Origin of the sequence: Nonomuraea marmarensis (assembly GCF_043197025.1) — a bacterium.
In the GTDB taxonomy this organism is placed as follows: domain Bacteria; phylum Actinomycetota; class Actinomycetes; order Streptosporangiales; family Streptosporangiaceae; genus Nonomuraea; species Nonomuraea marmarensis.
On the sequence record NZ_JBICRM010000003.1, the window covers coordinates 164,559 to 186,266 of the forward strand.

Sequence of the window (21,708 nt, forward strand, 5' to 3'; positions counted from 1 at the left end):
CCCCGTTGGATCGGTACGAGAGGAAGGTAGGCCGGGGCGTGTTGAGGATCTGCTGAGGATCTGTCAGGCCAACTTCATGGTGTTGCAGATCATCCCGGCCGGCCCGGAACGGACTCGCGAGATCTGGGACTTCTATCAGGAGACCGCGGAGCCCGACGAGACCGAGGTGGACAGCATCCGGTACATCGACGAGGTTCTCCAGGTGGAGGACATCGCCTTGGTGGAGAGCGTCCAGCGCAGGATGCGCACCCCTGCGTTCACCCAGGGAAAGATCGTTTACGACCCCGACGGGTCCGGGTTGTCGGAGCACGCGGTCCATCATTTTCACGGCCTCGTCCTGGACGCGTACCGACACTACTACTCGAAGAGGGTGCGGCCCCAGTAGTCGCCCGCGTCCCGGACGCCCGGTGGGCAGGCGAACAAGCCGCTGGAGACGTGTTTGATGTACTCGTTTAGCTGGTCGTTCTTGGCCAGGCTGAGCTGCACGGGCACGAACTGCTTGCGCGGGTCGCGTTGGTAGGCGATGAAGAACAGGCCCGCGTCCAGGCGGCCGAGCCCGTCGGAGCCGTCCACGAAGTTGTAGCCCCTGCGCAGCAGGTGCGCGTTGCCGTTTGCGCTCGGGTGGGCCAGGCGCACGTGGGCGTCGACCTTGATGTACGGCTGCCCGTCCGGCCCCTTGGCCGCGAAGTCCAGCGGGTCGAACTCGGCCTTCTTGCCCAGCGGGGCGCCCTCGCCCTTGTTCCGGCCGAAGATCTGCTCCTGCTCGGCGAGTGACGTGCGGTCCCAGGTTTCGACGGTCATCCTGATCTTCCTGGTGACCACGTAGCTGCCGCCCGCCATCCAGGCGCTGCCGTCCTGCGCAGCGGCCCACAACTGCTGTTGCAGCAGGTCGGCGTCCTCCAGCTTGAGGTTGTTCGTGCCGTCCTTGAAGCCCATCAGGTTGCGGGGTGTGGCCTGGGCCCGGGAAGTTGAGGACGTACGGCCGAAGCCGAGTTGCGACCAGCGTACGGAGACCTTGCCGAAGCCGATCCTGGCCAGGTTGCGGATGGCGTGTACGGCGACCTGGGGGTCGTGGGCGCACGCCTGCACGCAGATGTCGCCGCCGGAAATTTCCGGAATCAGCTGCTCTCCCGGAAATTTCGGCAAATCGGCGAGAGCCGCTGGGCGTTTGCCCTCCAACCCGAACCGCTTGTCGAATAGCGAGGCCCCGAAGCCGATCGTCAGCGTCAGCCCCGAGGCGGGCAGCCCGAGGGCCTCACCCGTGTCGTCGGGCGGGGCCTCCGGGGGCACGCCCACCGCGCCGAACGCCCCCGCCTCCTTGCCCTGCGTCAGCCGTGCCGCCGCGGCCGTCCACTCCTGCAGCAGCTCGACCAAGTCGGCTCGCTTGTCCGTGGTGACGTCGAACGACACGAAGTGCAGCCGGTCCTGGGCGGGCGTGACGATGCCCGCCTGGTGCTCGCCGTAGAAGGGGAACGGGTCGGAGGTGGAGGCGGCGTGCGCGACCGGCGGCTCGTCGAGCAGCGCGTTCGCGCCCACGACCCCGGCCCCGACCACGGCCGCACCCGCCGCGCCCAGCCCGAACAGCCCTCTACGGCTCATCCGCTCGCCCATGACCACACCTCCGCTACTTCGCGACGACCGGGGCGATCTTGCTGATCGGCTCGCCCAGCGCGTTGATCGCGTCCGACAACGTCTTCAGCTCGGCCTTGGACAGCTCGTTGTGCAGCTGCCAGCCGTCGCCCTTCTGGTGCGCCGCGAGCGCCGCCTCGGCCGCCGCGAACTTCTCGTCCAGCGTCTTGACCAGGTCAGGCGCGCGCTCTTCGAGCACGGGCCGGAGCGACTGCACGGCGGCCTTGGACCCTTCGAGGTTGGCGTCGAAGTCCCACAGGTCGGTGTGCGACCAGATGTCCTCCTCGCCGGTGATCTTACCGGTCGCGACCTCGTCGAGCAGCTCCTTGGCGCCGTTGGCCAGGTTCAGCGGGGTGAGCTCGGCGGCGTTCGACTTCGCCACGATGGTCTTGACGTCGGCGATCAGCTTGTCGGCCAGCGGGCCGGCCTTGCTGATGTCCTTGGTGATCCACAGATCCTTCTCGATCTTGTGGAAGCCGGTCCACTCCTCGCCCTCGGCCAGGTCGGCCTCGCGGGCGTCGATGGCCGGGTCGAGGTCGCCGAAGATCTCCGCCACGGGCTCGATGCGCTCCCAGTACGTACGCGAGATCGGGAACAACTCCTTGGCCTCGTCGATCTTGCCCGCCTTGACCGCGTCCACGAACTCCTGCGTCTTGACCAGCAACGTATCGCTCTGCGACTTGACGTACCGCTTGTAGCTGGCCACCGCCTCGGCCAGTTTGGCGTCCGCGCTGAGCGCCTTGTGCTCGCCGGTCACCTTGAGCGCGTTCCGGATGCCCTTGCCGATCATGCCGGGCTTGCACACGGTCTCGTACGCGCCGGCCGGCAGCTCGGCGATGAGCTCCCTGGTCAGCCCGGGCACGATGTTCTCGACCTCGGCCATGACGCGGTCGCCGGGGGCGTACACGTAGAACTCGGTGACCTTGTTGCCGCCGTTCGTGATCGTGAACGTGGTGGTGCCCGCCGCGACCTCGGCGGCGGCGACCTTGCACTCGGTGTCGGATGCCGCCACCGTGATCTTTCCGGGGCCGGAGGACGCGGCCGGGGCGTTCCCCGAGCCGCAGGCGGTCAGCCCCGCCAGGGCGAGCGCGCCGAAGGACAGGCGGATTGCGGTACGCATGATGCTCCTGTTCAGGCCGCGGAGGACGCGGGCGCCGGGGTGGTCTTCACCCGCGGCGGGCGCAGGAAGAAGAAGAGGGTGGGCACGAGGTAGACGGCCCAGGCCACGACCTCGGCCACGCTGGGCTGCGGTGTGATGTTGAGCATGCCCGACAACAACGCTCCGTACCACGAGTCGGCGGGCAGGACGGCGCTGATGTCGAAGGCGAAGGTGTTCAAACCGGGCAGGACGCCGGCCTCCTGGAGGTCGTGCACGCCGTACTTGAAGATCCCGGCGGCCACGAGGATCAGCAGCAGCCCCGTCCAGGTGAAGAACTTGGTCAGGTTGATCTTCACGGCGCTGCGGTAGATGCCCCAGCCGATGAGCACGGAGGTGAGCAGCCCCAGGCTGATCCCGATCAGCGGCGCCGCCGTGGTGGTGGCGCCCTGCACGGAGGCGAAGAACAGCAGCGCGGTCTCCAGCCCTTCGCGGGCGACGGCCAGGAACGCCATCACGACCACCGCGAGCGAGCCGAGCTGGAGCGCGTCGGAGAGCTTGCCGCGCAGCTCGCCGGAAAGCGCGCGGGCCGCCCGCCGCATCCAGAAGATCATCCAGGTGACGAACACGACGGCGAGCAGCGAGGTGATCGCGTCGAACAGCTCCTGGCTGGTGTATTCCAGATGCGCCGCGGTGAAGGTCAGCAGCGCCCCGAACGCCACGGACAGCGCGACGGCCGCGCCGACGCCGGTCCAGACCTGGGAGAGCTTGTCCTTTCGGTCACTCTTGACCAGGAAGGCGATGAGGACGGAGACGACGAGAGCCGCCTCCAGACCTTCGCGCAATCCAATGAGGTAACTGGCGAACACCGTCAACTCCGCACGCTGAGGAAAGGCTTGCCTAAATTAGGGCAGGCTGAGCATACCTAGCGCAAGCGTCGGAAGCGAGAGTGTGCCGACCGTGGCGTGAAGCACACTTTCAAGGCATTCGTCCTAATCGATGCGGCGCCGTCGGGGTTGCCGTCAGCGGGGCACCACCTGAGCCCGCACGCCAGGGAGGTCGTCGCATGCGGCTGACGAGTCCATCGTGATGATGGTCCTTGCTGTAGTCGCGGCCGTGGCGGCGATCAGCAGATCGTACGCGCCCCTCTTCTTGCCCTCTCTCCGGATATGCGCCATGAGACGAGCATGGACTCTGGCGACGTCCGTGGTGTACTCCTCGACCGGGATCAAAGCGAGGACCTCATCCACGAAAGCCTGCCGGTTGGCGCGACGCGCATCGTCTGCCATCTCCACCCCGGCAAGCAACTCCGCCACGGTGATCGCAGCGATGGCCACATCATCAGCATCCCCGATCACCGTGTCCACAGACGCCTTGCCCCGCTCCGTAGCGATGAGCACACCGGTGTCCAAGATCAGACGTCGGGCCACGTGCTCCTCATCTCGTCGTCGACCGTCTCCCGAGCCGCCGCTATATCGGCCCCGAAATCGTTGTCCACCGTGCCCGCACTCCTGGCGAGGAACGCCTTGACCATACGTCCGGGCGCCGCGGGCGCAGGGCCGATCACCGCGATCCGCTTCCCACCACGCGTAACCATGATGGTCTCCCCACGCTCGGCCTCGTCGAGAACCGTCGCGAAGCTTCGTGACGCCTCAGTGGCAGTCATCACCTTCATGGAATCAGATTATCTGATCCTGCGGATCCGCGAGCGCTCCGTGGCGCCACCGAGGTTGTCTGCCAGCAGGTCGAGGAGGGGTTCGCGGCGTACGCACCGATCGAGGAGGAACGAGTCGGCCAGGGCGGTCAGCTCGTCGTCGCCGAGCCCGCGGAACAGCTCGGCGTACTCGGGCAGCAGCGCCTGCGCGATCAGGATGTGCCTGATGAGGTCGTCGCTCTGGTATCTGGCTCCCCACGGGTACGGCCGCCAGGCCGGGAACTCCGTCTCGATCAGCGCGTGCAGCGGGGCGAGCACGTCCGCCGACTCCTCCATGGTGGAGCCCCACCGGTCCGCGCCGAGCCGCTGCTTCTTGGCGATGAACCCCCCGAACCGCCGCAGGTGCGGCCCGGACGCGTGCACCAGCCCCTGCAGGCCCACATCCTTGTACGTCCACAACGACCAGCCCACGCCCTGGCCGTCGTAGATAGCCAGCTGGTCGCGCAGGATCTGGTACCGCTGCGTGTCCACCGCCGGGTCCCCGCTGTAGACGGGCCCGAACTCGCCCACCCACAAGGGCGTGCCCGTCTCGCGCTGGAAGCGGGAACGCTTGGCGAAGGTACGCTCCAGCTCGCTGCGGTCGCACCACTCGCCGCGGGTGTACCCGGGGTAGGGGCCACCGTGGGCGAAACCGGCCAGGGCGTAGTCGTGGAGAACAAAGACCGTGTTCTCATACACCTCACGAAATATCGAGAAATCGGTGGAGTAGGTGTTGCCGTCCAGGAACAGGATGTGCCGCGGGTCCGCCGCCCGTACCGCCTTCACCAGCCGGTCGTAGAACGGGCCGATCACCTTGCCCGTGAGGTCGCCCGGCTCGTTGACCGGGTTGTAGCCCGCCACCCACGGGTGGTCGCGGTAGTGGTCGGCGATGACCTCCCACAGGTGCACCGCCCGGTCCTGGAAGTGGCGGTGCTGCCAGAGCCCGGCCACGTGCGTGGGGTTGTCGGAGTGCCAGTGCTGGTTCTGGGCCCCGGGCAGGGCGTGCAGGTCGATCACGCTGTAGACGCCGTGCTCGCCGAGCAGCCCGATCACCCGGTCCAGGTGCCGGAAGCCGCGCTGGTCGATCTCGAACGGCCGGTCGTCGGACTCCCAGTGGCGGTAGTTGATCGGGATGCGCACGCAGTTCATGCCGAGCCCGGCCAGCAGCGCCGCGTCCTCCTCGGTGAAGAACGAGGTCAGCAGCCGGTCGAAGAACAGCTCCGCCCGCTCCTCGCCCAGCACGCCGCGCACGGCGTACCGCATGGAGCTCTCGTTGGCGGGGTAGCCGGTGATGAAGTTCTCCATGTTCAGCCAGCCGCCGAGGCCCACTCCGCGGAGTCGTACCGGTGTGTCGTCGTCCGTGACGAGCTGGGTTCCGGACACGTGGAGCATGGTCACCCCTTCGTCGCACCCGCGGTGAGACCACCGATCAGGTGCCGTTCGGCTATGGCGTAGAAACCGAGCGCGGGCACCATGGCCAGGACGAGATAGGCCAGGATGCGGGCGGTGTCGGAGGCGTACTGGCCCTGGAACTGCTGGATGCCCAGCGGCAGCGTCCAGCTCGCCTCGTCGCTGAAGACCACGAGCGGCAACATGAAGTTGTTCCAGCTGCCCACGATGGCCAGCACCGAGACGGTGGCGATCGCGGGGCGGGCCATCGGCAGCAGGATCCGCCAGAAGAACCCGAACGGGCCGCAGCCGTCGATGATGGCCGCCTCCTCGATCTCGCCGGGGATGCTGCGGAAGAAGCCGCGCAGAATGATGATCGTCAGCGGCAGGCCGAAGGCGGCCTGCGTCAGGATGACGCCGAGCGGGTTGTCCAGCAGCCCGAACGTGCGCAGCAACACGAAGATCGGCAGGATGGCCACCGCGAACGGGAACATCAGCCCCGCGGTGAACAACGTGAAGTACAGCTCCCTGCCCCGGAAGGCGAACCTGGCGAAGACGAACGCCGCCAGCGCCGCCAGCGCCACCGTCAGCACGGTCGTGATGACCGCGATGAACGTGCTGTTCCACAGCTGCAACCAGAACGAGCCCGACCCGAGCACGTCGGTGTAGTTGGCCGTCACCCAGGTCTCCGGCAGGCCGAAGGGGTTGGTGGACAGCTCGCTGTTCTCCTTGAACCCGCCGAGCAGCGCGTACACCACCGGGATGAGGATGAACGCGCCGACGATCCACGCGATCACGTGCAGGGGCAGCGTGTTGTTTCTGGCCGCGGGCTTCTTCCGATGGATCATCGGCGGCCTCCCAAGTTGGTGGTCGCGCCCGCCAGGTCGCGGCGCATCACGAAACGCTGGTAGACGAGGGCGAAGACGAGGCTGAGCGCGAACATCACGACGCTGATCGCGCTGGCGTACCCGACCTGGGAGCGCTTGAAGCCCCAGTCCATCATCGTGACGGCCATCGTCTCCGAGGAGTGCGACGGCCCGCCCTGGGTGAGGATCCAGACCAGGTCGAAGAGCTGGATGGTGTAGATGACGGACAGGAAGACGCTGATCCGGATCGTCGGGCCGAGCAGCGGCAGCGTGATGTGCCGGAACGTCTTCCAGCTCGTCGCGCCGTCGATCTGGGCGGCCTCGATGAGCTCGTTGGGGATGTTCTGGCGCCCGGCCAGGTAGATCATCATGTGGAAGCCGAAGTACTTCCAGGTCATGACCAGGAAGAGCGACGGCATCACGGTGGCCGGGTCGGCCAGCCACTCCGAGTCGATCCCGAACACCGACAGCAGCTGGTTCGCCATGCCCGCGTCAGGCGCGAGGATCAGCGAGAACAGCACGCCGGTGATCACCTCGGAGAGCACGTACGGCGCGAAGAACACCACCCGGTAGAGCGCCCGCCCGCGCATGCGCTGGTTCAGCAGCATGGCGATGGCCAGCGAGAACGGCAGCTGGATCACGACCGAGAACACGACGAGGACCAGCAGGTGCCACATGTCCTGGACGAAGATCTCGGTGCTGAACAACCGGGTGAAGTTGGCCAGCCCGATGAAGTTGGTCGGCAGCCCGCCGAACCCGTTCCACCTGAACACGCTGGAATATGCCGCCACCAGGATGGGGGCCACGACCAGCAGCAGGAAGAGGACCAGCGCGGGCAGCAGGAACAGCATGATGGTCACCCAGCGGCCGCGCCGCCGGGCGGCAGGGGCGGGGGCCGGAAGCTTGACCGCCTCCGGCCCTCTCGTGAGTGTCGTCATTCTTCGCTCTTGGCCACTTCGGAGATGTCCTGGCCGACTTCCTGCGGCGTCTTCGTACCGCCGATGAGCTCGGCCACGCTGTCGTTGACCTGCTGGCCGACCGCGGGCGGGTAGGCCTGGTCCAGGTAGAGCTGGTAGCCGCCGGCCGCGGCGAGCAGGGTCGCCACCTGCTTGAGGTTGGCGTCCTTCACCGCGCTCTCCTCGCCCTTGAGCACCGGCAGCACGCCGCCGGACGCCACGGCCTTGGAGTGGTTGTCCATCTCGGTCATGAACTTCACGAACTCCACCGCCTGCGGCGGGGCGTCCGCGCCCACGGCCAGCCCGCCGCCGCCGCCGAACGCGTCCGAGATCGAGCCCTTGCCGCCCTCGACCGCGGGGAAGGGGAAGAATCCCAGGTCGTCGCCGAGACCCTTGCCCGCGTCGGCCTGCACGCTCGGCGCCCACTGGCCCATCAGCTCCATGGCCGCCTTGCCGTTGCCCATCGTGGCCGCCTGCCCGTCAGGGGTGGAGTAGGCCGCGCCCAGGAAGCCCTTCTGGAACGGCTGCAGGTCCGCCAGGGCCTTGACCTGCTGTCCCGCGGCCACGAAGTCGGGCTTGGTGAAGTCGTGGTCGACGCCCGCCTGCTGGAGCGCCGGCAGTCCGGCGATGCGCATGGCGAGGTAGGCCCAGTAGTAGTGGCCCGGCCACTTCTCCTTGCCGGCCAGGGCGATCGGGGTGACGCCCGCGGCCTTGAGCTTCTTGACGTCCTCGAGGAACGCCGACCAGGTGGCCGGCGGCTCCGTGATGCTCGCCTTCTCGAAGAGCTTCTTGTTGTACCAGAAGCCGACCAGGCCGATGTCGGTCGGCAACCCGTACGTCTTGCCGTCGACCTGGTACGCGCTCAGCGCGGCCGGCGTGAAGTTGCCGAGCACGGAGGAGACGTCGCCGGAGATGTCCTTGACCAGGCCCGCGTCGATCTGCTGCTTGAGCACACCGCCGCCCCACGTGGCGAACAGGTCGGGCGCCTTGCCCGACTGCGTGATCGTGGTGAGCTTGGCCTTGTAGGCGTCGTTCTCGAGGACGGTGGCTTTGATGGTGACGTTCGGGTTCTTGGCCTCGAACTCCTTGGCCCGCTGCGCCCACAGCGACTTGAGCGGCTCGGCGGTCGACAGGTGCCACCACTCGAGCGTGACCTTGGCCGACGAGCCCTGCTGAGGCGTAGCGGGTGCCCCACCGCCGCCACCACCACAGCCGGCCACGAGCACGGCGGTCGCGATCAACACCAGACTTCGTTTCATTAGGGGTCCCTTCCTCGGCGTTGGCGAAAGTTTCGTGAACCCCCCGATAGTTTCGTTGCCCGGATCGTAAGTAAACGGCAGGTAAAGCGTCAACACCTAGGATGGGAGCGATCCCAAACCGAAACTTTCGGCTACACTCCCGATTTGTGTCAGCGAAGAGGCGGGTGACGATCGCACTGATCGCGGAGGAGGCCGGAGTCTCCATCCCGACGGTCTCGAAGGTCATCAACGGGCGTCCAGAAGTCGCTCCGGCGACCCGCCACCGGGTCGAGCGGCTGCTGCAGGAGCACGGCTACCAGCGGCGCATCAGCCAGGACGACACCCCGGCCGGCCTGGTCGACCTGGTCTTCGCCGAGATCGAGTCGCCGTGGGCCATGGAGATCGTCCGCGGGGCGGAGAGCGCGGCCCACGAGGGCGGGGCGAGCGTGGTCATCTCCGTCCTGCACACGCATGCGGGTCCGGGCCGCGACTGGCTGGAACGGCTGGCCGCCCGCAGGACCGACGGCGTGGTGATCGTCGCGTCCCGGCTCTCCACCGGGATCCAGGCCCAGCTGAGCGCGCGCTCGCTGCCGTTCGCGGTGGTGGACCCGGAGGGCGAGCCCGCGCCGGGGGTCGTCTCGGTGGGGGCGACCAACTGGAACGGCGGTCTGGCCGCCACCCGGCACCTGCTGGAGCTGGGCCACCGCCGGATCGCCACGATCAGCGGCCCGGCAGACATGTTGTGCAGCCAGGCGCGCGTGGACGGCTACCGTGCGGCGCTGGAGACGGCCGGGGTGCCGATCGCGCCCGAACTGATCCGGCGTGGCACATTCCTGGTGGACTCGGGCCACGACGAGGGGCACGCACTGCTCTCGCTGGACAAGCGGCCGACGGCGATCTTCGCCGGCAGTGATCTGATGGCGTTCGGGGTGTTCGAGGCGGCCCGGCAGCGGGGGCTACGCGTTCCCGAGGATCTGAGCGTGGTGGGCTTCGACGACCTGCCCCTGGCCAAGTCGGCCTGGCCACCGCTGACGACGGTGCGGCAGCCGCTGCAGGAGATGGCGGCGTTGGCGACTCGTACGGTGCTGGCGATGGGGCGGGGCGAGGTCCCGGAGACCAAGCGGGTGGAACTGGCCACGGAGCTGATCGTCCGGGAAAGCACGGCGGCGTACGGATAGGTGGTATGCGAGGCGCCGGCGGCCTCTTCCGGGCCTCAGAGCGCCAGGGCGTGCCGCAATCCTTGGCCGATGCGCATCATCGTTTGGAGACTCAAGCCGCCCAGTTCGCGACGGAGGTCTTCGGCAAAAAGGATCACGATGTCATCGCACAGGGCGCGGCCGACCACGGGATCCTCTTTAGTGAGTTCGATGATGCTCGGCAATGGGGGTTTGGTGGATGTGGTGATCCGTACACCGAGGTAACTAGGCAGGGCACGGTTGCGGGCGTTGTTACTGACGATGACGTACGGCTTCTCGCCGTATTCCTCGCCGAGGTCGGCCATATAGACGCGACCACGGAGGGGGAATCCGCTGCTGGAGGGCATCAGTCGACGGAGACCTTGGCGGTGCGGCGGCGTGCGGCGCGGCTGAAGGCACGATCCTCGTCATCCTGCGCGGCAGCGAGAGCCGCGTATCCAGTGACCATGACCTCTTCCAAGACTGCCTTACGTGCTACGTCGACCAGCGCGTGCAGGGCTGCGGCAGCGGATGTCTCGGGGCCTAGCGCCTGACCCGCCAGATGTTGGACAGCCGCATTCTCCGGAGTTCCGGGCGTACGGATCGCTTCCAGAAGCTCTTTGTCCTCCTCGGTCAGGGGGACGGGCGTACGGCTGGCACTCATGTCTCCATGTTGCACTATCAGGAGCACTACATGCAACACAGGCTGCAGCGACCTCGCGCTCGGGGCTTCAGATCGCTATGACGACCTTCCCCGAGGCGTGGCCCTCTTCCTGATATCTGATGGCAGCCGGGATCTCCTCGAAGGGGTAGCTCCGGTCGATTACCGGAGCAACCTCGCCTTCTTCGATGAGCTCGGTCAGCGTCATCAGGTTCTGCTTGTTCTCTTTGCATCCGACCACGTCCGCTAAGACCACCCTCTGCGACACGAACAGCCCCGCCACGAGCGTCGCGAACGTGTGGCCGGCGGGTTCTAACCAGCGGCCGGCCCGCCCCCCGACGACGACGCAGGCCCCCTTGCGAGTAAGCACCCGCCGGTACGCCGAGCCGGAATGGCTGCCCGCGATGTCCAGCAGGAGGTCGTACCGTTGTCCGTTCCGCGTGAAATCCTCTTTGGTGTAGTCGATGACCTCGTCCGCGCCGATCGATCGGATCAGGTCCATGTTGCGCGTGCTGCAGACGCCGGTGACCTTCGCGCCGAACGCTTTGGCGAGCTGGACGGCGAATGTGCCCACGCCTCCCGAAGCGCCGTTGACGAGAACTTTCTGGCCCGGCTGAATGCGTCCCTGCTCGCGCAGGGCGAGCAGGGCGGTGTTGGCTGCGAGCGGGACCGCCGCCGCTTCCTCGAACGACAGGTTCTTCGGTTTCGGCGCCAGTTCGCTTTCTGGAACGCAGACGTATTCGGCGAAGCCGCCCTGTTTGGACATGGCGAACACCTCGTCGCCGGGGCGGAACTCCGTCACGTCCTTCCCGACCGCCTCGACCTGACCGGCTATGTCGGCGCCCAAGATGCTGATGCTCGGCTTGCGCAGCCCCGGGCCGCCGCCCATCAGGCGGGCGATGTACGGCTCGCCTCTCATGAAGTGCCAGTCGTAGGGCTGGACGGAGGTGGCGCGCACCCGTACCAGGACCTCGTCGTCGCCCGGTACGGGCGTGTCGATCTCCGTGAGATCGAGGACGTCGGGTGAGCCGTACGAGCGCAAGATGAACGCCTTCATCGCATTCTCCTCATCCATTTGCGGGTGGGGGCTGGATACCACCACGAAGCCTCAGTGTGTCCAAGACCCGCGCAGCGGCTCAACGGCCGAAAGTACGACTTTGCCGGTGGCCTATCGGGTGACTCGGATCGGGCCTTTCCGCGGATGAGCCGGCACCGCCCCAGCCGTCACGATCGGGTCATGACCTCCTCCAGGGCGCAATGGCTCGTACCCATCGGACTGATCGCACTCAGCGTCGTTCCGGTGGCCGCCGGCGCTATCCGTCTCACCGAACTGACCTCCGGCGCGGAAATCACGCCAGGCAACGCGCGGTTCTTCGCGGCGCCCGTCCCTGTCGTGCTGCACATTTTCGGCGTCAGCCTGTACAGCTTTCTGGGAGCCTTTCAATTCGCGCGCGGGTTTCGACGCCGGAGGGCCGGGTGGCATCGCGCCGTCGGGCGGTTACTGGTCCCGTGTGGGCTCGTCGCCGCGCTTTCCGGGTTGTGGATGACGCTGTTCTACCCCGGGCCCGAGAACGACCGCCTGCTCCTTGTCGCCTTTCGGCTCGTGTTCGGATCGGCCATGGTCGGGTCCATTGTCCTGGGATTCGTGGCGATTCGGCGCCGGGACATCGGGCGGCACCGTGCCTGGATGATTCGCGGTTATGCGATCGGTCTCGGGGCGGGGACGCAGGCGTTCACGCAGTTGCCGTGGTTCCTGATTGCCGGAGCGCCTGGTGGGGTCAGCAAGGCGCTGCTGATGGGCGCGGGGTGGGCGATCAATCTGGCCGTGGCCGAATGGGTGATCCGGGCCTCAGTTTCTGACGCGGTTGGTCGCGTACGCCCACATCGCGATCTCGACGCGGTTGCGGACGCCGAGCTTGGTCATCAGGCTCGCGATGTGGCTCTTGACGGTGCTGAGAGAGATGTGCAGCTCGTCGGCGATCTCGCTGTTGGTCCGCCCACGCGCGACGGTGGCGAGGATCTGCTCCTCCCGGCCCGTGAGCGCCTCGATGGGTTGCACCGGCGCTGAGGTCTGCCCGGCGTCGGCGAAGGCCTCGAGGAGGCGGGCGGTGATGCTCGGGGCGATGAGTGCGTCGCCGTTGGCCGCCGCGCGTACGGCCTGGGAGAGCAGGTCGGGCCCGGCGTCTTTGAGCAGGAAGCCCCGGGCGCCGGCGCGGAGGGCGGCGTAGACGTATTCGTCGAGGTCGAACGTGGTGATGACGACGACGGCGATGGGGTCGTCGACGTCCGGTCCGGCGAGGGAGCGGGTGGCTTCGATGCCGTCGAGGCGCGGCATGCGAATGTCGAACAGGCACACGTCGGGACGCAGACGCAGCGCGAGCTCGACGGCGCGGCGCCCGTCGGCGGCCTCGCCGATGACGTCGATGCCCGGCTGGGCGTCGAGGATCATTCTGAGCCCGGTGCGGGCGATCTCCTGGTCGTCGGCGACGATCACTCGAATGCTCACGTGGTCGCTCCGGTTCGGGGTAATACGGCGGTGACGGTCCAGCCTCGACCGGGGTTCGGGCCCGCTTCGCAGGTGCCGCCGAGCAGGCCGGCGCGTTCGATCATGCCGATGAGGCCGTATCCGGGCGCCGCGACCGTGCGTACGGAGCTGATGTCGCCATCGTCGCTCACGCGCAGACGCACCGCAGTGTCGTCGGCGGCGACGCGTACCTCGATGCAGGTGGCGTGACGGGCGTGTCGCCGGGCGTTGGTGACCGACTCCTGAGCGATGCGGTAGATCGCGGCCCCAACGGAAGGGGGCAGGTCGTCGAGATCGCCGGAGATCTCCACGTCCACGTACGGGCCGACGCGGGCTCGGCCGGCGAGCTGTTCGAGATCGGTGATGTGCCAGCCCGGGGACAGCTCCGCCGGTTCGTTCCGCCGGAGGAGACGGACCATGGCGCGCATCTCGGCGAGGGTGCGCGACGCCTCGGCCTCGATCACGCGGAGCGCCTCGGTCGCGGCGTTCGGGTGTGAGGCCGACGTCGCCAGGCCCGCCTGGGCGCGGATCGCCATGGCCGAGACATGATGGGCGACGGTGTCGTGCAGGTCGCGAGCCAGTTGTTCGCGTTCGAGCAGCTTGACCTGATCGAGCTCACGCATCCTCGCTCTGGACCGATACCGGAACGCCGTGCCCATGGCGATCGCCGAGAACATGACGACGAATGCGCCGACGGCGTCAGGAGGGACGAGATCGTAGAAGGCCATCGAGAGGCCGACCGCGGCGAGCATGATCATCAACCCGATCACGGCCTCGCGCCCGGACCCCCACCGGAACAACGCGTACACCAGGAGCAGCAGAAACGCCATCGTGTACGTCTCCGAACGATGGCCGCCCGTGAACAGCGGGGCCAGGCTCGTGGTGCCGAAGACGATCACCACCATCAACAGCGGTCTGGTACGGCGCCACAACATCGTGGGCACCAGCCCGACAGTGATGATCACTGAGAGGGCCCGCCACGGAAGATCCGGCCGCAGCACCCCTTCGAGCACCGCGATCGGCACCAGCACCCCCACGAGCGCCCAGTCCCGCCACACCCGCGGCGAGGCGTCGGGGGGACGGGGCTCGTTCCACACGGAGCGAAGAAGGCCCTGCACACAATCATGGTACGAGAGCCGGTGCCACTCGACCGGGCTCAGCGGAAGAAGGATCGGCGCGGTTCCTGGCCTGTCAGGCTCGCGATACAGCCTTCCTGCACAATGTCGAGATAATGCGCCTGGCCCAAGCGCAACTTACCGGCGCATGTCGGTAGGGTCGTGTGACGTGACGACGGAGTTGGAGCGCCTTGCCGTACGCCTGCGGGAGTTCGCGCGGGTCAGGGAGTGGGAGCAGTTCCACACGCCGAAGAACCTGGTGATGGCGCTGGCGGGCGAGGTCGGGGAGCTGGTGGCGGAGTTCCAGTGGCTCACGGCCGACGAGTCCAGCAGCCCCGACCCCGACACGCTCGCCAGAATGCGTACCGAACTGGGCGACGTGACCCTCTATCTGGTCCGGCTGGCGGACGTCCTGGGCGTCGACCTGGTGGAGGCCGCGCAGGCCAAGCTCGACGACAACGACCGCCGCTACGACGCCGACCTCTACCGCGGCTCAGCCAAGAAGGCGCCGCGCGCCACATGACCCGCCCCCGCGCATAAGGTGACGAACATGCGTTTTGGGGTGCTGGGACCGCTGGCCGTGTGGACCGACGCCGGGGACGCCGTCACGATCCCAGGGCTCAAGGTACGCGCGCTCCTCGTGGACCTGCTCGTCCACGAGGGCCATCCGGTGTCCGTCGATCGGCTGGTCGACGACCTGTGGGGCGAGGAACCCCCGGGTAATCCCGCGGGCGCGCTCCAGGTACGCGTCTCGCAGTTGCGCAAGGCGCTCGAAGACGCCGAACCCGGGGGCAAGAACCTCGTCGTCTCCCGCGCGCCCGGCTACCTGCTGCGCCCCGACGACGGGGCCGTGGACGCCGCCCGGTTCGCCGGTCTGCTGTCGCGGGCCGAGGCCGCCGACAGCCTCCGGACCAGGGCGGGGTTCCTGGCCGACGCGCTGGCGTTGTGGCGGGGTCCGGCGTTCGCGGACTTCGCGGACGAGGAGTACACCAGATCGGTCATCGTCCGGCTCGAGGAGCAGCGGTTGTCTGCCCTGGAGCAGCAGGCCGAGTCGCGGCTGGAGCTGGGGGAACACGGGCTGCTCGTGGGGGAGCTGGGCGATCTCGTGGCCAGGCATCCGCTCAGGGAGCGGCTGCGGGCCGTACACATGCGGGCCCTTTACCGGGCCGGACGTCAGAGCGAGGCCCTGGCATCGTACGGGGAGCTGCGCGAACGGCTGGCCGACGAGCTCGGGCTCGACCCCGGACCCGAGCTGGTCGCGCTCCACCAGGCCGTACTCGGGCAGGATCCGGCGCTGAGCGTGCCCGCCGAGCGTCCCCTGACGAACCTGCCCGCCTCCGTCAGCAAGCTGATCGGCCGGGACGACGCCCTGGCCGAGGTGTGCGCGCTGGTCGGGGACGAGCGGCTGGTGACGCTCACGGGCAGCGGCGGGGTCGGCAAGACCCGGCTGGCGCTGGAGGCCGCGAACCGGCTGGTGGCCGGGTTCGCGGACGGGGCGTGGCTGGTCGCGCTGGACCAGGCGTCCCGCTCCCCGGCCGAAGCCGTCATGGCGGCCCTGGACATCAGGGAGGACGCCGCCCCCAAACCCTCACCCGCCCCCGAGGCTCCCGGCGCCAAAGGCGGCCCTCCATCCGACGGCCGCCCGGGCGGTGGGGAGAGGCGCGCGTCCGGCGCGCCTGATGTCGGTCAGGGGATCGCATCCCGCGCGCCGGATGTCGGACAAGAGGCGTTGGCGCGGCAGTTGACGGCCGCGCTCAGGCCTCGTCGCACGTTGCTGGTCCTGGACAACTGCGAGCACGTAGTCGAGCAGGTCGCCGAGCTGGCCGAGTTGCTCCTGCGGGCCTGTCCAGACCTGCGGATCCTGGCCACGAGCAGGGAGCCGCTGGCCGTGGAGGGCGAGGTGTTGTGGAGCGTGCCGCCGCTCGACGTGCCCGTCGCCACCGACCTGGCGACCATGGCCCGCTCCGACGCCGTCAGGTTGTTCGTGATCCGCGCCGCCGCCTCCGCCCGCGGCTTCAAGCTCGACGCGGGCAACGCGCAGGCCGTCGCGCAGCTCTGCAGGCGGCTCGACGGCATCCCGCTGGCGCTGGAGCTGGCCGCGACCCGGGTACGGGCGCTCGGCGTGCAGGGTGTGGTGGCCAGGCTGGACGACAGGTTCCGGTTGCTGGCCTCCGGGCAGCGCGGCGCCCCGGCCCGCCAGCAGACGCTGACGGCGGTGATCGACTGGAGCTGGGACCTGCTGTCCGACGAGGAACGCCGCGTCCTGCGCCGCCTGGCCGTACACGCCGACGGGTGCACGCTGGAGGCCGCCGAGTCCCTCTGCGCCGAACCAGACGGGGCCGGGACGGATGGGGCCGGAACGGACCTGGACGTGCTCGACCTGCTGGTCCGCCTCGTCGACCGTTCCCTGGTGGTCGTCGCCGACGGCCCCGCGGGCGTCAGGTACCGGCTGCTCGAATCGGTGTCCGAGTACTGCGTCGCCCGGCTGGCCGACGCCGGTGAGCTCGATCGGGTACGTCTCGCGCACCTGCGCCACTACCTGGCCCTGGCCGTACAGGCTGGGCCGGGCCTGCACGGGCACGAGCAGCGCGACTGGCTGCTGCGCCTGGACGCGGAGGCCGCGAACATGCGCGCGGCCCTCGACACGGCGGTCGCCCGGCGGGACGGTGACAGCGCGGCGCGGCTGGTGGACGCACTGGCCTGGTACTGGTTCCTGCGCGGCAGGCTGGCCGAGGGCAGGCGAGCGCTGGCGACCGCACTGGCCATCGAAGGGGAGACCGGTCGCGCCAGGGCCAGGGCGGTCGCGTGGGAGGCCGGGTTCGCGCTCATGCTGGGTGAGGACGTCCCATGGGAGGCCTCGCTCGAAGGGCTCGACGACCCGGGCGAGCGGGCCAGGGCCGAGCTGTTCGTCTCCATGCACATGAAGGACATGCCTACCGATCAGGAGCTGGTGGGCAAGGCGCTGGCCACGTTCAGGGCGGTCGGCGACAAGTGGGGCGTCGCGGCCGCGCTCAGCAGGCAGGCCAGAACCGCGTTCACGCAGCGGGACCTCGAGGCGCTGGAGCGGGCCGGCGAGGAGAGCGCGGGGTTGTTCACCGAGCTGGGCGACCGCTGGGGGCTGCTGCAGGCCACCGAGTGGCTGGCGTCGCTGGCCTGGATGGCGATCGACTACGAGCGGGCCAACCGGCTGTTCGGGGAGGGGCTGCGGATGGCCGAGGACCTGGGGTTGTGGCCGGCGGTCGCCACGCGTACCGCCTGGCTGGGCTGGGTCGCGTTGGAGAACGGCGAGTACGAGCGCGCCATCGAGCTCTGCGGGCACGCCATGAAGCTGGCCGCCGGCCAGGGCTTCAAGGAGGGCGAGATGATGGGCGAGATGGGCCTGGCCTTCGCCGCGCGCCGGGCAGGCCGGTTCGACCTGGCCGAGGGGCACCTGAGCCGCCTCCTGGAAGGGGTGCCGCGCGATCCGGACGTCGAGCCCTCGCTGCACCTGCCCACCACGCTCATCGAGCTGGGCTACCTCACCGAGCTGCGCGGCGACCCGGAGGCCGCCCTGGACCTGCATGAGGAGGCGCTGGCCGCGGGGGAGAAGATCGGCGACCCGAGCACGATGGCGCTGGCCGTGGCGGCCGCCGCCGCGGCCGTCGCCGCCTCGGGGGCCGCCGAGCGGGCCGCCGTCCTGCTCGGGCTGGCCGCCGCGGCCCGGGAGCACATCCAGGTTCCCGCGGGTCCGTCGGAGCTGGCCGAGATCGAGCGCGTCGCGGTGAGGGCGCGCGAAGCGCTCGGGGAGGAGGCGTTCGAGGCGGCGTACCGGCAGGGCGCCACCCACAAGCTCGAAGACGCGCGCGACCTGCTCCGGCACGTGCCCGGCCCGCGCTGACGCCGCTACCCCACCTGCTCGGCCAGGCGGTCGAAGAACTCGATCCACCCCGCCTTGGCCTGCTCGGCGTGCTGCTGGTCGGTGTTGACGCCGTACTGGTGGAAGCGCATCCGCGTCTTGCCGTCCACCGCCGCGAACTCGACCGTCACCACCGAATCGCCGGTGGTGAAGACCAGCCGCCTGGGCTTGATCACTTCCCGGTACGTGCCGTCGAGCGTCGCCTCGAACCCTTCGTCCCCCGCCAGCGTGGCCCGCCAGACCCCGCCGGGCCAGGCGTCCAGGGTGATCCGGCCCACCGGCGTGGCCAGCATCCTGGGCCCGAACCACCGGGAGAAGCGCTCGGGCTCGGTCCAGGCGGCCCACACCAGCTCGCGAGGGGCGTTGAAGATCCGGATGATGTCGTACTCAGCCATGGTTCCACGGTGCCGGGCGGTGCTTACGATCCCCTTCTCGCGGCCTTAAGGCGCATGGCAGGCTGTGCTCATGAGGATCATTCGCGCCGCCAAGGTGCTCACGGGGCGTCCCGGAGAGGTGATCGAGGAAGGCGAGGTTCTCATCGACGGCTCGAAGATCGTCTCGGTCGGCCCGCCGGGCAGCGCGGGCGGCGAAGGCGAGGTCGTCGAGCTGCCCGGTCACACGGTGCTGCCCGGGCTGGTCGACGCGCACGTACACCTGGGGTTCGACGCCAAGGTGGACCCCGTGACGCGGCGGAGCGCCGAGAGCGACCGGCACCTGCTGCTGCGGATGGCCGAGAACGCGCGCAAGCTCCTGTCCGCGGGCGTGACCACCGCCCGCGACCTCGGCGGGCGCGGCTTCCTCGACCTGGCGTTACGCGACGCGATCGAGGAGGGCTTGACCGTCGGCCCGCACCTCGTGGCCGCGACCAGGCCCATCACCGTCACCGGCGGCCACTGCTGGTACATGGGCGGCGAGGCCGACGACGAGCCCGCCATCCGCCGCGTGGCCAGGGAGAACCTCCGGGCGGGCGCCGACTGCCTGAAGGTGATGGCCTCCGGCGGCCAGATGACGCCGGGCGCGCCGCCGAGCTGGGTGCCGCAATACTCCACCGAGCAGCTCCGGGTGGTCGTGGAGGAGGCCGCGACCCGGGGCAAGGGCGTCGCGGCGCACGCCCACGCGTCCGCGTCGATCCGCAGCTCCGTCGAGGCCGGGGTCACCACCATCGAGCACTGCACGTTCTTCACCCCTTCCGGACATCAGTACGACGCCAAGCTCGCCGACCTGGTAGCGGACAGCGGCACGTATGTCTGCCCCACCGTGCACGGCGTGTTCTGGCGGATGCGCGAGGTGCACGGACCCGAGATGCTCGACAAGTGGCTGCATGGAGTCGCGTCCATGCGGGAGGTGGGGGTGCGGTTGATCGCGGGGACCGACGCCGGGTTCGGGCTGGCCGGGATCGACAACCGTACCGACGGGTTCGTGGGCGGGCTGGAGGTGTTCGCGATGGCCGGACACACCAACGCGGAGATCATCGAGCTGGCCACCGTGCGGGCCGCCGACGCCTGCGGAGTGGGTACGCTCACGGGCAGCCTGGAGGCGGGCAAGCGGGCCGATCTGATCGCGGTCGCCGGCGATCCGCTCAAACGGCTGTCCGACCTGCGCAACCTCGCGCTCGTCCTGGTCTCGGGGCGTTCCGTCACGCAGGCGGGCGTGGACACCGTGACCTCGTCCGTCGGCTGAACTCGAAGAGGGAGATCCCATGTTGCCCTGGTCCGCCGAGCTGGCCGGCCGCCTGGACCACAACGTCATCGACAGCGCACTGCTGCGCGGCAACCCCCTCGGCGACCCGCACGAGCGGCCGCTGCTGGTGTATGTCCCGCCGGGGTACGACGACACGCCCGAACGCCGCTACCCCTCGATCTACGTGCTGCTCGGCTACACCGGCCACGTCACGATGTGGCTGAACAGGGCGCCGTTCCGCCGGCCGTACCCCGAGCTGGCCGACGAGGTGTTCGCCGGCGGGGACGTGCCGCCCGCGATCGTGGTGTACGTGGACGCGTGGACCGCGCTCGGCGGCAGCCAGTACCTCGACTCGCCCGGCACCGGCCGCTACCACTCCTACCTGCGTGACGAGGTCGTGCCGTGGGTCGACGCGCACTACCGCACGATCGCCGACCGCGACCACCGCGCGGTCACCGGCAAGTCGAGCGGCGGCTACGGGGCCATGGTGACCGCCATGCTGGCGCCCGACGTGTTCGGGGCGCTGGCCACGCATGCCGGTGACGCGTTGTTCGAGGTCAGCGCCCGGGTGTCGTTCCCCGGGCTGGCGCGCAGGCTGCGTGACATGTACGACGGCTCGTACGACAAGTTCCTCGCCGACTTCCGCGGCCGGCTGGCGGGCACCAAGGAAGGCGATCTGGAGCTGCTGGAGATGTACGCCTACGCGGCCGCCTACTCCGCCGACGACGACGGCACCGTGCACCTGCCGTTCGACGACACCGGCGCCGTCGTGCCCGAGGTGTGGCAGCGGTGGCTGGCCCGCGATCCCGTCGTGATGGCCGCCGAGCCGCGCCACGCCGAGGCGCTGCGCTCGATGCGGGCCATCTGGGTGGACGCCGGCAACAAGGACGAGTACTTCCTGGACTTCGGCGCGGTCGCGTTCCACCGGGCGCTGGAGGCGGCGGGCGTACCCGACGAGAGGGTCTATTTCCAGCTTTTCGACGCCGGCCACGGCGCCATCGAATACCGCTATCCGCTCGCCCTCGCCTGGCTGGCGCAGCGTCTGGACTAGGCTGCACCGGTGGACACTGCGGAATTGAAGGACCGGGTACGCGAGCTGCGCCTCCAGGGCCGGTCTCCGAAGGAGATCGCCCGCGCGCTCAAAGTCTCGCCGTCGGTGGTGGCGCCGCTGGTGCGGGCCATCGCCGCGGAGACCGTCGACACCGGGGAGCCGGAGGTCGTCGGCTGCTGGATCAACGTCGGCTGGAGCGCCGGGCTCGGCGTCGATCCCGCCCGGGGCTGGGTGGACGAGTCGCCGGAGGCGGGCGCGGACGGCATGGTGTGCGTGCTCGTCGCCCGCCGGCACAACTGGGACCGGATGACGGTCTGCGGCTACCTGGCCGACGTCTACTGCCTCGGGGTGAAGAACGCGATCGGCCCCGACGTGGTCGACGACCGGGATCTGCGGCGCTTCCGCGAATACTTCTTCGGCGAGTACGCGGGGTGGCAGGAGGCACCGATCGAGCTGGCCCGGCATCTGGTGCTCGGGTCCATCGACTACGCGCGCACGCTCGGTTTCGAGCCGCACGAGGACTTCGCGCCCGCGGCCGACGTGCTGGGCAAGTGGGAGGGGGACTCGGCGATCACCTTCGGGCGCAACGGCAAGCCCTTCTACATGGAGGGGCCGCACGACGATCCCGCCAAGGTGCTGCGGATCCTGCGGCGCACGCTGGCCGACGACGAGTTCGACTACCTCATCGGCGGCCGGTGACGCGCATCGTGAGGTCGAGGCGGTCGTCGGCGCCCACCAGC

Annotated in this window: 22 protein-coding genes and 1 pseudogene; 8 read left to right on the plus strand and 15 right to left on the minus strand. The window is 69.1% G+C overall.

Annotation, left to right across the window (positions count from 1 at the left end; genetic code table 11):
- Nucleotides 1-76 precede the first annotated feature (76 nt).
- Entirely contained in the window at nt 77-385 is a 309-nt protein-coding gene (locus ACFLIM_RS06215) for an SRPBCC family protein (protein WP_393162830.1), read from the plus strand.
- Here ACFLIM_RS06215 and efeB read toward each other — a convergent pair.
- The 9 genes from efeB to ACFLIM_RS06260 all read right to left on the minus strand — a co-directional run bounded on the left by efeB (nt 358) and on the right by ACFLIM_RS06260 (nt 8,888).
- Nucleotides 358-1,611 (minus strand): iron uptake transporter deferrochelatase/peroxidase subunit, encoded by a 1,254-nt coding sequence (gene efeB, locus ACFLIM_RS06220; RefSeq protein ID WP_393162832.1) that lies wholly within the window; start codon nt 1,609-1,611, stop codon nt 358-360. The two genes, ACFLIM_RS06215 and efeB, sit on opposite strands and share 28 nt — an antisense overlap.
- A 13-nt stretch (nt 1,612-1,624) precedes the next feature.
- Complete coding sequence (gene efeO / locus ACFLIM_RS06225) at nt 1,625-2,749, minus strand: iron uptake system protein EfeO (protein WP_393162834.1); 1,125 nt, start codon at nt 2,747-2,749, stop codon at nt 1,625-1,627.
- Between the two features lie 11 nt (nt 2,750-2,760).
- A complete protein-coding gene (efeU, locus tag ACFLIM_RS06230) occupies nt 2,761-3,594 on the minus strand; it encodes an iron uptake transporter permease EfeU (RefSeq protein ID WP_393163296.1) in 834 nt (277 codons plus the stop codon).
- Nucleotides 3,595-3,747: 153 nt separating this feature from the next.
- On the minus strand, nt 3,748-4,155 hold the full coding sequence (locus tag ACFLIM_RS06235; protein WP_393162836.1) for a PIN domain-containing protein: 408 nt from the start codon (nt 4,153-4,155) through the stop codon (nt 3,748-3,750).
- Nucleotides 4,140-4,391 (minus strand): type II toxin-antitoxin system Phd/YefM family antitoxin, encoded by a 252-nt coding sequence (locus ACFLIM_RS06240; RefSeq protein WP_393162838.1) that lies wholly within the window; start codon nt 4,389-4,391, stop codon nt 4,140-4,142. The genes ACFLIM_RS06235 and ACFLIM_RS06240 overlap by 16 nt, the downstream gene beginning before the upstream one ends.
- Nucleotides 4,392-4,409: 18 nt before the next feature.
- Nucleotides 4,410-5,810 (minus strand): glycoside hydrolase family 5 protein, encoded by a 1,401-nt coding sequence (locus tag ACFLIM_RS06245; RefSeq protein ID WP_393162840.1) that lies wholly within the window; start codon nt 5,808-5,810, stop codon nt 4,410-4,412.
- 2 nt (nt 5,811-5,812) lie between these two features.
- Nucleotides 5,813-6,655, minus strand: coding sequence for a carbohydrate ABC transporter permease (locus ACFLIM_RS06250; protein WP_393162842.1), 843 nt, complete (start codon nt 6,653-6,655; stop codon nt 5,813-5,815).
- Nucleotides 6,652-7,611: a carbohydrate ABC transporter permease gene (locus ACFLIM_RS06255; protein ID WP_393162844.1), complete on the minus strand. Its 960-nt coding sequence runs from the start codon at nt 7,609-7,611 to the stop codon at nt 6,652-6,654. Before ACFLIM_RS06255 ends, ACFLIM_RS06250 begins: the two co-directional genes overlap by 4 nt.
- Complete coding sequence (locus ACFLIM_RS06260; RefSeq protein ID WP_393162846.1) at nt 7,608-8,888, minus strand: extracellular solute-binding protein; 1,281 nt, start codon at nt 8,886-8,888, stop codon at nt 7,608-7,610. The genes ACFLIM_RS06255 and ACFLIM_RS06260 overlap by 4 nt, the downstream gene beginning before the upstream one ends.
- 146 nt (nt 8,889-9,034) lie before the next feature.
- On the opposite strand from ACFLIM_RS06260, the gene ACFLIM_RS06265 reads away from it, so the two are divergent.
- Nucleotides 9,035-10,045, plus strand: coding sequence for a LacI family DNA-binding transcriptional regulator (locus tag ACFLIM_RS06265; protein WP_393162848.1), 1,011 nt, complete (start codon nt 9,035-9,037; stop codon nt 10,043-10,045).
- A gap of 35 nt (nt 10,046-10,080) precedes the next feature.
- Here the strand turns inward: ACFLIM_RS06265 and ACFLIM_RS06270 are convergent, their stop codons facing one another.
- From ACFLIM_RS06270 to ACFLIM_RS06280, 3 genes are all read right to left on the minus strand, one after another.
- Nucleotides 10,081-10,410: a type II toxin-antitoxin system PemK/MazF family toxin gene (locus tag ACFLIM_RS06270; protein ID WP_393162850.1), complete on the minus strand. Its 330-nt coding sequence runs from the start codon at nt 10,408-10,410 to the stop codon at nt 10,081-10,083.
- Nucleotides 10,410-10,706, minus strand: coding sequence for a hypothetical protein (locus ACFLIM_RS06275; RefSeq protein WP_393162852.1), 297 nt, complete (start codon nt 10,704-10,706; stop codon nt 10,410-10,412). Before ACFLIM_RS06275 ends, ACFLIM_RS06270 begins: the two co-directional genes overlap by 1 nt.
- A gap of 67 nt (nt 10,707-10,773) precedes the next feature.
- Nucleotides 10,774-11,760, minus strand: a complete 987-nt coding sequence (locus ACFLIM_RS06280) for an NAD(P)-dependent alcohol dehydrogenase (RefSeq protein WP_393162854.1) — start codon at nt 11,758-11,760, stop codon at nt 10,774-10,776.
- A 180-nt stretch (nt 11,761-11,940) separates the two neighbouring features.
- On the opposite strand from ACFLIM_RS06280, the pseudogene ACFLIM_RS06285 reads away from it, so the two are divergent.
- Nucleotides 11,941-12,534 (plus strand): annotated as a pseudogene (locus ACFLIM_RS06285) (DUF2306 domain-containing protein); the annotation flags it as partial.
- 18 nt (nt 12,535-12,552) lie between these two features.
- Here the strand turns inward: ACFLIM_RS06285 and ACFLIM_RS06290 are convergent.
- Together ACFLIM_RS06290 and ACFLIM_RS06295 are read right to left on the minus strand one after the other, a co-directional pair.
- On the minus strand, nt 12,553-13,209 hold the full coding sequence (locus ACFLIM_RS06290) for a response regulator (protein ID WP_393162856.1): 657 nt from the start codon (nt 13,207-13,209) through the stop codon (nt 12,553-12,555).
- Complete coding sequence (locus ACFLIM_RS06295; protein ID WP_393162858.1) at nt 13,206-14,345, minus strand: sensor histidine kinase; 1,140 nt, start codon at nt 14,343-14,345, stop codon at nt 13,206-13,208. Before ACFLIM_RS06295 ends, ACFLIM_RS06290 begins: the two co-directional genes overlap by 4 nt.
- 166 nt (nt 14,346-14,511) lie before the next feature.
- Here ACFLIM_RS06295 and ACFLIM_RS06300 point away from each other — a divergent pair, with 166 nt between their 5' ends.
- Nucleotides 14,512-14,865 carry a nucleotide pyrophosphohydrolase gene (locus ACFLIM_RS06300; protein WP_393162860.1) on the plus strand — a complete coding sequence of 118 codons (354 nt, stop codon included), beginning with the start codon at nt 14,512-14,514 and terminating at the stop codon, nt 14,863-14,865.
- Between the two features lie 27 nt (nt 14,866-14,892).
- Nucleotides 14,893-18,219: a BTAD domain-containing putative transcriptional regulator gene (locus ACFLIM_RS06305; protein WP_393162862.1), complete on the plus strand. Its 3,327-nt coding sequence runs from the start codon at nt 14,893-14,895 to the stop codon at nt 18,217-18,219.
- A 5-nt stretch (nt 18,220-18,224) separates the two neighbouring features.
- On the opposite strand, the gene ACFLIM_RS06310 is transcribed toward ACFLIM_RS06305, so the two are convergent.
- Entirely contained in the window at nt 18,225-18,632 is a 408-nt protein-coding gene (locus ACFLIM_RS06310) for an SRPBCC family protein (protein ID WP_393162864.1), read from the minus strand.
- A gap of 70 nt (nt 18,633-18,702) precedes the next feature.
- Between ACFLIM_RS06310 and ACFLIM_RS06315 the strand changes: the two genes are divergently transcribed.
- From ACFLIM_RS06315 to ACFLIM_RS06325, 3 genes are read left to right on the plus strand one after another with little or no spacing between them, the layout of a single operon-like run.
- Entirely contained in the window at nt 18,703-19,917 is a 1,215-nt protein-coding gene (locus tag ACFLIM_RS06315) for an amidohydrolase family protein (RefSeq protein ID WP_393162866.1), read from the plus strand.
- A 19-nt stretch (nt 19,918-19,936) separates the two neighbouring features.
- Nucleotides 19,937-20,968 carry an alpha/beta hydrolase gene (locus ACFLIM_RS06320; protein ID WP_393162868.1) on the plus strand — a complete coding sequence of 344 codons (1,032 nt, stop codon included), beginning with the start codon at nt 19,937-19,939 and terminating at the stop codon, nt 20,966-20,968.
- Nucleotides 20,969-20,977: 9 nt separating this feature from the next.
- Nucleotides 20,978-21,667: a helix-turn-helix domain-containing protein gene (locus ACFLIM_RS06325; protein ID WP_393162870.1), complete on the plus strand. Its 690-nt coding sequence runs from the start codon at nt 20,978-20,980 to the stop codon at nt 21,665-21,667.
- Nucleotides 21,668-21,708: the final 41 nt, after the last annotated feature.

What these genes read in the sequence shown, in the direction of transcription:
- ACFLIM_RS06245 (WP_393162840.1), bottom strand. Translation starts at nt 5,810, where the DNA reads ATGCTCCACGTGTCCGGAACCCAGCTCGTCACGGACGACGACACACCG.
- efeB (WP_393162832.1), bottom strand. Translation starts at nt 1,611, where the DNA reads ATGGGCGAGCGGATGAGCCGTAGAGGGCTGTTCGGGCTGGGCGCGGCG.
- ACFLIM_RS06305 (WP_393162862.1), top strand. Translation starts at nt 14,893, where the DNA reads ATGCGTTTTGGGGTGCTGGGACCGCTGGCCGTGTGGACCGACGCCGGG.
- ACFLIM_RS06250 (WP_393162842.1), bottom strand. Translation starts at nt 6,655, where the DNA reads ATGATCCATCGGAAGAAGCCCGCGGCCAGAAACAACACGCTGCCCCTG.
- ACFLIM_RS06310 (WP_393162864.1), bottom strand. Translation starts at nt 18,632, where the DNA reads ATGGCTGAGTACGACATCATCCGGATCTTCAACGCCCCTCGCGAGCTG.
- ACFLIM_RS06315 (WP_393162866.1), top strand. Translation starts at nt 18,703, where the DNA reads ATGAGGATCATTCGCGCCGCCAAGGTGCTCACGGGGCGTCCCGGAGAG.
- ACFLIM_RS06280 (WP_393162854.1), bottom strand. Translation starts at nt 11,760, where the DNA reads ATGAAGGCGTTCATCTTGCGCTCGTACGGCTCACCCGACGTCCTCGAT.
- ACFLIM_RS06260 (WP_393162846.1), bottom strand. Translation starts at nt 8,888, where the DNA reads ATGAAACGAAGTCTGGTGTTGATCGCGACCGCCGTGCTCGTGGCCGGC.
- ACFLIM_RS06270 (WP_393162850.1), bottom strand. Translation starts at nt 10,410, where the DNA reads ATGCCCTCCAGCAGCGGATTCCCCCTCCGTGGTCGCGTCTATATGGCC.
- ACFLIM_RS06275 (WP_393162852.1), bottom strand. Translation starts at nt 10,706, where the DNA reads ATGAGTGCCAGCCGTACGCCCGTCCCCCTGACCGAGGAGGACAAAGAG.
- efeO (WP_393162834.1), bottom strand. Translation starts at nt 2,749, where the DNA reads ATGCGTACCGCAATCCGCCTGTCCTTCGGCGCGCTCGCCCTGGCGGGG.
- ACFLIM_RS06320 (WP_393162868.1), top strand. Translation starts at nt 19,937, where the DNA reads ATGTTGCCCTGGTCCGCCGAGCTGGCCGGCCGCCTGGACCACAACGTC.
- ACFLIM_RS06255 (WP_393162844.1), bottom strand. Translation starts at nt 7,611, where the DNA reads ATGACGACACTCACGAGAGGGCCGGAGGCGGTCAAGCTTCCGGCCCCC.
- ACFLIM_RS06240 (WP_393162838.1), bottom strand. Translation starts at nt 4,391, where the DNA reads ATGACTGCCACTGAGGCGTCACGAAGCTTCGCGACGGTTCTCGACGAG.
- ACFLIM_RS06215 (WP_393162830.1), top strand. Translation starts at nt 77, where the DNA reads ATGGTGTTGCAGATCATCCCGGCCGGCCCGGAACGGACTCGCGAGATC.